The organism is Pseudomonas sp. BN515, assembly GCF_029873155.1.
Classification (GTDB): Bacteria; Pseudomonadota; Gammaproteobacteria; order Pseudomonadales; family Pseudomonadaceae; genus Metapseudomonas.
Genome location: NZ_SSOH01000084.1, coordinates 1 through 7,822 on the forward strand (window position 1 = coordinate 1; position 7,822 = coordinate 7,822).

At 64.3% G+C, this 7,822-nt stretch carries 5 protein-coding genes and 1 pseudogene; 4 read left to right on the forward strand and 2 right to left on the reverse strand.

Annotated features, from left to right (window positions below; all coding sequences use genetic code 11):
* Positions 1-8: 8 nt before the first annotated feature.
* Positions 9-1,184, reverse strand: a pseudogene (locus E8E91_RS23595) (IS3 family transposase).
* 168 nt (positions 1,185-1,352) lie between these two features.
* The gene (locus E8E91_RS23600) at positions 1,353-2,405 is read right to left on the reverse strand and encodes an AraC family transcriptional regulator (RefSeq protein WP_280379265.1); all 1,053 of its coding nucleotides are present in this window, start codon (positions 2,403-2,405) and stop codon (positions 1,353-1,355) included.
* A 298-nt stretch (positions 2,406-2,703) separates the two neighbouring features.
* Between E8E91_RS23600 and eat the strand changes: the two genes are divergently transcribed.
* The 4 genes from eat to E8E91_RS23620 form a co-directional block, all read left to right on the forward strand.
* Positions 2,704-4,071 carry an ethanolamine permease gene (eat, locus tag E8E91_RS23605; protein WP_280379268.1) on the forward strand — a complete coding sequence of 456 codons (1,368 nt, stop codon included), beginning with the start codon at positions 2,704-2,706 and terminating at the stop codon, positions 4,069-4,071.
* 55 nt (positions 4,072-4,126) lie between these two features.
* A complete protein-coding gene (locus E8E91_RS23610; protein ID WP_179061033.1) occupies positions 4,127-5,521 on the forward strand; it encodes an ethanolamine ammonia-lyase subunit EutB in 1,395 nt (464 codons plus the stop codon).
* Positions 5,522-5,537: 16 nt separating this feature from the next.
* Positions 5,538-6,371 carry an ethanolamine ammonia-lyase subunit EutC gene (gene eutC, locus E8E91_RS23615; protein ID WP_280379270.1) on the forward strand — a complete coding sequence of 278 codons (834 nt, stop codon included), beginning with the start codon at positions 5,538-5,540 and terminating at the stop codon, positions 6,369-6,371.
* A 216-nt stretch (positions 6,372-6,587) separates the two neighbouring features.
* Positions 6,588-7,822, forward strand: a 1,235-nt coding sequence (locus E8E91_RS23620) for an OprD family porin (protein ID WP_280379272.1), incomplete at its 3' end; no start/stop codon positions are given.

Sequence of the window (7,822 nt, forward strand, 5' to 3'; positions counted from 1 at the left end):
TGAAGTGGTCAAGTAAAACTGGACACCGGTTTAGGTCTATCCAGCCAGCGCTTCGCGCTGTGCCGGTGTCTGGTAGCTGTTGTAGCTGTGTGGCCGTCGGTGGTTGTAGTAGTCGGTCAGGTAGCGCAGTACATCAGCCTCTGCTTCGGCTTGGCTGGCGTAACCCGAAGCCGGTATCCATTCGGATTTGAGGCTCCGGAAGAAACGCTCCATCGGGGCGTTGTCCCAGCAATTGCCGCGACGACTCATGCTCTGGCGGATTCGATGCCGCCAGAGCAATTGTCGAAATTCCTGACTGCTGTAGTGGCTGCCCTGGTCGGAGTGAAACAGCACGCCGGCGGGGCAACCGCGAGCCTCATAGGCCACGCGCAAAGCACGTCCGGTAAGCTGCGAGTCCGGACGATCGGACATTGCCCAACCCACAATCCGCCGCGCATACAGGTCCATGATCGCGGCCAAGTAGATCCAGCGCCCGCCGGCCCAGATGTACGTCACGTCACCGCACCACACCTGATTGGGGCCGTGGGTGCGGAATTGCCGGTCCAGTTCGTTCGACGCTTTGGCACTCTCACCCTCAGTTGGGCGGTAACGGTGTCGACGGCGTTGCGAGCTGAACAACTGGGCCTCTTTCATCAGACGGCCGGCCAGGAATCGACCCACTGCCCAGCCTTCCTGGCGCAAAGCCGCCGCGAGCGTCCGGGCGCCTGCCGAACGCCGACTCTGGACATGCAGCTCCACCAAGCGCTGTCGCAACCTGGCGTGCGGCTGATTACCGCGAGCTGCTGACTTAGCGGCGGCATAGACACTGCTGCGATTGATGCCGAACAGCCGGCAAAGCTCTGCCCGTGGATAGTGCTCACCCAATGACTCGACTAAGCGCACTAATCGAGGGCGTCTGACATCAAGAGAGCGGTAGCCTTTTTTAAGATCTCTTTCTCCCGCTCCAGCCGCCGCACCTGGGCCTCCAGCTCCTGGATTCGCCGCTGCTCCGGCGTCATGGCCTTGCTGTGCTCCGGCGTCTTGCCATGGCGCTCCAGGGTCAATTGCTCGACCCAGCGCCGCATGGCAGTTGGGCCTACCCCCATCGCCTTGCAGGCTGCCGGTATGGAATAGCCTTGATCGACCACCAGGCTGGCGGCCTCGAGTTTGAATTCCGGACTGAATGATCTTCTGCTCATGAACACCTCTTGCTTGGGCGCAGCTTAACGCCCTATCGGGGTGTCCAGAATCATTAGGCCACTTCACCCCCAACCCCTCTCCCAGAGGGAGAGGGGAGCCAAACCGCGCCGCCCTGGTGGAATGCGCATTTGTGGGAGCGAATTTATTCGCGAATGAATTCGCGCCCACAGACCTCAGCGCTCATCCCCCCGCCACTGCCTCGGGCTCACACCAAACCAGCGGCGGAAGGCGCGGGAGAAGGCGCTGGTTTCGGAGTAGCCGAGCAAGGGTGCCAGCTCGGAGATCGGCCGCTGGCGTTGACGCAGGTAATGCAGCGCCAAATCGCGGCGGGTCTGCTCCACCAGTTGGCTGAAGCTGAGGTTCTCGTCGCGCAGTCGACGCTGCAGGCCAGCCGGGGTCATCTCCAGGCGCTCGGCGATCTGTTCCAGGCTGGGCTCGCCAAGGCTCAAGGCCAGACGAATCTGCGTGCCCGCCGCTTCCAGGAGGCTCGGCCCGCAGCCCTGCTCGCCCAGGCGACGGATCACGTCCTGGAACAGGAACAGCAGATTGGGATCGGCCTCGGGCATCGCTTTGCCCTGCACATCGCCCTTGGGCACCAGCAGGAAATTACATGGCCGGCCGAACTGCACCGGCGCGCCGAAGACCTGGCTGTGCTCCTGCCAGCCCTCTGGTCGGTCATGCTCGAAGGCCACCGCGCGCGGGGACCAGTCGCGGCCCAGCGCATGGCGAATCAGGTTGAGCGCCATGCCCATGGTGAGTTCGGCGTCCTGGCGGCGGTCGAGGATCGCGCCGTGACGAACCTGGTAGTCGAAACGGAAACACTCGCCGCAATCCACCAGGCGGATCAGGGTGCTGTGCTGGTGATAGGGGAAGGCCGCCGCAAAGTTCTTCAGGGCGTCTTCCAGGGTCGCCGAGCTCAGCCCGACATAGCCCAGCAGCCCCAACGCGCGGGGCTGGAACTGCTGGCCATAGCGCAAGCCGAAGTTGTCGCAACCCGACTGCCGCGCGGCCTCTTCCAGCACCTGGCAATAGTTGGGCAATGCCAGGCTCAGGGTCGGGTGCAGCAGCTGTTCCGGGTCGATGCCGGCGCGGCCGAAAATGCGGTCGAGGTCGCCGCCCTGATCCGTGATGAAACGGTCGAGACCAGTGGCGGCAGCCGACAGCACACCGACGTTGCTGGTCATGTTCGCCTGCAGGCTGGTACTGGAGAACAGGGGCTGGTTCATCACGGACTACCAAGTCTTTTTTTGATCACACGTTCAAGCAAAACCCATGCCCTCGAGCCGTGCCTTCCAAGCATTGGCCACAGCCCTTGCGAGAGGGGCATTTTCGGGCCAAATCCGTGCACTGCGCAGCTCCATGCTCCAAGCCGGAGCAGGGCCCGTGGGGCGATGGGTAACAAAGGGACACAACTTGACCGCACAGGCCGCACATGGCGTTCCACGGTCAAGTCCTGCGCGGGGTCGCTGGATAAGATCGGACCTGGTCTTCCACCAACGACGCCCCTTGGGGCGAGGAGTCCCGATGAGCACAACACAACTAAAACCAACGCTCGGCACCCTGCACCTCTGGGGCATCGCAGTCGGCCTGGTGATCTCCGGTGAATACTTCGGCTGGAGCTACGGCTGGGGCACGGCCGGCACCCTCGGCTTCCTGGTGACCGCCCTGCTGGTAGCCACCATGTACACCTGCTTCATCTTCAGCTTCACCGAACTGACCACCGCCATCCCCCACGCGGGCGGGCCCTTCGCCTACAGCCGTCGCGCCTTCGGCGAGAAGGGCGGATTGATTGCCGGCATCGCCACGCTGATCGAGTTCGTTTTCGCCCCGCCGGCCATCGCCATGGCCATCGGTGCCTACCTCAACGTGCAGTACCCGGAGCTGGACCCAAAACATGCAGCCGTGGGCGCGTACGTCATCTTCATGACCCTGAATATCCTCGGCGTCAGCATCGCCGCCACCTTCGAGCTGGTAGTCACCGTGCTGGCCGTGGCCGAGCTGCTGGTGTTCATGGGTGTGGTGGCGCCGGGCTTCAGCTTCTCCAACTTCGTTCTCAATGGCTGGGCAGGCTCCAATGAGTTCAGCGGCGAGGCCCTCTCCGGCATCTTCGCCGCCATCCCCTTCGCCATCTGGTTCTTCCTCGCCATCGAGGGCGCGGCCATGGCGGCCGAGGAAGCCAAGGACCCGAAACGCACCATCCCACGCGCCTACATCGCCGGCATCCTCACCCTGGTATTCCTGGCCATTGGCGTGATGATCATGGCCGGTGGCGTGGGCGACTGGCGCCAACTGTCGAACATCAACGACCCGCTGCCCCAGGCCATGAAAGCCGTGGTCGGCAATGACTCCACCTGGATGCACATGCTGGTGTGGATCGGCCTGTTCGGCCTGGTGGCCAGCTTCCACGGCATCATCCTCGGCTACTCCCGCCAGTTCTTCGCTCTGGCCCGCGCCGGCTACCTGCCCCGTGGCCTGGCCAAGCTGTCGCGCTTCCAGACCCCGCACCGCGCCATCATCGCCGGCGGCGTGGTGGGCATCGCCGCCATCTACAGCGATGGCCTGGTGAACCTGCAGGGCATGACCCTGACCGCCGCGATGATCACCATGAGCGTGTTCGGCGCCATCGTGATGTACATCATCAGCATGCTCAGCCTGTTCAAGCTGCGCGCCAGCGAACCGAACCTGGAGCGCACCTTCCGCGCGCCGGGCTATCCGGTGGTGCCCGCCATCGCCCTGGTGCTGGCCGTGGTCTGCCTGCTGGCGATGGCCTGGTTCAACACCTTGATCGGATTCATCTTCCTTGGCTTCATGGCGGCGGGGTATATCTACTTCCAGTTCACCGCCCACCATCGCGCCGATGCACCGGCCGATGCCCTGCTGAACCGCGCCTGACCCTCTCGCGCCCCAGCGCAAGAAGGCTGGGGCGCCTCACCAAGGAGAGCTTCAAGTGAGCAGTTTTTCCCACAGCGTCGGCGGTGAAACCTGGCGTTTCGACAGCCTCAAGGAAGTCATGGCCAAGGCCAGCCCGGCGCGCTCCGGCGACTACCTGGCCGGTGTAGCCGCCACCAGCGACGGCGAACGCGTCGCCGCGCAGATGGCCCTGGCCGACATTCCCCTGAAGCACTTCCTCGACGAGGCGCTGATTCCCTACGAAGAAGACGAAGTCACGCGGCTGATCATCGACAGCCACGACCGCGCCGCCTTCGACCCGGTCAGCCACCTCACCGTCGGCGGCTTCCGCGACTGGTTGCTCAGCGAGCACGCAGACGAAGCCAGCCTGCGCGCCCTGGCCAAGGGCCTGACGCCGGAGATGGCAGCCGCCGTGTCGAAGATCATGCGCGTGCAGGACCTGGTGCTGGTGGCGCAGAAAATCCGCGTGATCACCCGCTTCCGCAACACCATGGGTCTGCGCGGCCGGCTCTCCACCCGCCTGCAACCCAACCACCCCACGGACGAACCTGCCGGCATCGCCGCGAGCATTCTCGATGGCCTGCTCTACGGCAACGGCGACGCCATGCTTGGCATCAACCCGGCCACCGACAGCATTTCCTCCATCTGCGCGATGCTGGAAATGCTCGATGCGATTATCCAGCGCTACGAGATTCCGACCCAGGCCTGCGTGCTGACCCACGTCACCACCTCCATCGCCGCCATCGAACGTGGCGTGCCACTGGACCTGGTGTTCCAGTCCATCGCCGGCACCGAGGCGGCCAACGCCAGCTTCGGCATCAGCCTGAAGATTCTCCAGGAAGGCTACGAAGCCGGCCTGTCGCAGAAGCGCGGCACCCTCGGCAACAACCTGATGTACTTCGAGACCGGTCAGGGCAGCGCGCTGTCGGCCAACGCCCACCACGGCGTCGACCAGCAGACCTGCGAAACCCGCGCCTATGCGGTTGCCCGGCACTTCAACCCGTTCCTGGTGAACACCGTGGTCGGCTTCATCGGCCCGGAATACCTCTACAACGGCAAGCAGATCATCCGCGCCGGCCTGGAAGACCACTTCTGCGCCAAGCTGCTCGGCGTGCCCATGGGCTGCGACATCTGCTACACCAACCACGCCGAAGCCGATCAGGACGACATGGATACCTTGCTGACGCTGCTTGGCGTCGCCGGCATCAACTTCATCATGGGCATCCCCGGCTCCGACGACGTGATGCTCAACTACCAGACCACCTCCTTCCACGACGCCCTCTACGCCCGCCAGAGCCTGGGCCTGAAGCCGGCGCCGGAGTTCGAGGCCTGGCTGGAACGCATGGGAATCCTGGTGCAGAGCGATGGCCGGGTCATGCTCGGCGACCAGTTGCCGCCCGCCTTCCGTCAGGCCATTGCACGACTGGCCTGACTCCGAGGAGAGATGTATGAAAACTCCACGCCCCACCTCCGGCCACACCGCCAACCCTTGGGAAGAGCTGCGCCGCCTCACCCCGGCGCGCATCGCCCTGGGTCGCGCCGGCATCAGCTTGCCCACCCACGCGCAGCTGAATTTTCAGTACGCCCACGCCCAGGCGCGGGACGCGGTCCATCTGCCGTTCGACCACGCGGGCCTCAGTGCCTCGCTCGCCGAGCGCGGCCGTGACACCCTGCTGCTGCACAGCGCCGCAGCGGACCGCGACACCTACCTGCAACGCCCTGACCTCGGTCGGCGCCTGGATGTGGCCTCGCGGGAAAAACTGCAAGAGCATGCCCGAGCCAACCCCAACGGTTACGACCTCGCGGTAGTGGTGGCTGACGGTCTCTCCGCCCTCGCCGTTCAACGTCACAGCCTGCCCTTCCTGGAACGCATGGAAGAACAGGCGACGGCCGAAGGCTGGTCGCTCTCGCCCGTGGTGCTGGTGCAACAAGGGCGCGTGGCGGTGGCCGATGAAATCGGCGAATTGCTCGGCGCGAAGATGGTGGTGATCCTGATCGGCGAACGCCCCGGTCTCAGCTCGCCCGACAGCCTCGGCCTGTACTTCACCTGGGCGCCGAAAGTGGGCCTCACCGATGCCTATCGCAACTGCATTTCCAACGTGCGCCTGGAGGGTCTCAGCTACGGCATGGCGGCCCATCGTCTGCTCTACCTGATGCGCGAAGCCTGCCGTCGCCAGCTGTCCGGGGTGAACCTGAAGGACGAGGCCGAAGTACCGAGCCTTTCCGGCGAACCGGATCGCGCCCTGGCCGGCAATTTCCTACTGGCCACCGACCACCACTGAACCCGCGGCGCAGACGCGCCGCCGTGAAATTCTCGCTCCTGCTCCAGTGCTCGCTGCACTCACCGGTGGCCCCGACAGTCGTTGACCGCCTCGACCGGGCCTGCGACCGCTCTGAACCGCTGGTCGCCGCGAAACGCGCGGTGCCAGATCGTCGGCTAGACACAAATCAAGCCGTCCCAGAAGTCGGCAGCCTCGAACACCATCAGGAGCACTGCGATGCAAGCGACTCAACTGAGCGCCCTGGCGCTGGCGGTTTCCGCCACTTTCAGCCTGCCCGCCCTTGCCAGCGAGCAGTCCGAATCCCAGGGTTTCGTCGAAGATGCCAACGCTACCCTGCTGCTGCGCAACGCCTACTTCAACCGTGATTTCAAGGACGGCGCCGCCGACGCCAAGGTCTGGGGCCAGGGCTTCATCGGCACCTTCGAGTCAGGCTTCACTCAGGGCACCATTGGTTTCGGCGTCGACGCCTACGGCTTGCTCGGCGTGAAGCTGGACAGCGGCCGTGGGCGCAATTACACCGCCTTCTTCGACACCGACAGCGACGGTCACCCGGTCGATGACCTCTCTGAAGCTGGTGGCGTGCTCAAGCTGCGCGCGTCCAACACCGTGCTGAAATACGGCAACCAGTTCCCCAACCTGCCCGTGCTGGCCCATGACGACAGCCGCCTGCTACCTCAGGCCTTCACCGGCACGCTGCTCACCAGCAAGGAAATCACGGGTCTGGAGTTAAACGCGGGCCACTTCACCGGCGACAGCCCCATGGGCGACCCGGCGCGCGACCCCAACCACCTGAAGAGCATCGACGTGGTCGGCGGCAGTTACGCTTTCACCGACGATTTCAGCATGGCGCTGTACCACTCCGACGTGGAGGACATGTTCAGGAAGTACTACGCCAACCTGAACTACAACATCCCGTTCAGCGACGAGCAGGCGCTGAACTTCGACTTCAATGCCTACCGCACCAAATACGACGACGGCTCCGAGGCCGCGCTGGCGTTCGGCGGCGATGGCCAGGACGACAAGAACACGATCTGGAGCCTGGCGGCCAAATACAGCATCGGCGCCCACGCCTTCATCGTCGCGCACCAACGCAACACCGGTGATGCAGGCTACGCCTACGACTTCGGCGACGGCGGCAGCACCATCTACGTGGCCAACTCCTACTTCTCCGACTTCAACCTGGAAGACGAGCAGTCCTGGCAAGCCAGCTACGAGCTGGACTTCGGCGGCTACGGCGTACCGGGCCTGACCTACAAGGTCGCTTACGTGCGCGGCACCGACATCGTCGCCGGCGGCGAGAACGACGGCACCGAGCGCGAGCTGTTCAACCAATTCAAATACGTGGTGCAGGACGGCGCGGCGAAGGACCTGTCTTTCAAGCTGCGCAACTCCATCTACCGCGCCGACAACCAGGTGGGGCCGGACCTCAACGAAGTGCGTGCCTTCATCGA

Bases quoted from the DNA above. Each gene is read 5' to 3' on its own strand.
- E8E91_RS23600 (WP_280379265.1), bottom strand. From the start codon at position 2,405: ATGAACCAGCCCCTGTTCTCCAGTACCAGCCTGCAGGCGAACATGACC.
- eat (WP_280379268.1), top strand. From the start codon at position 2,704: ATGAGCACAACACAACTAAAACCAACGCTCGGCACCCTGCACCTCTGG.
- eutC (WP_280379270.1), top strand. From the start codon at position 5,538: ATGAAAACTCCACGCCCCACCTCCGGCCACACCGCCAACCCTTGGGAA.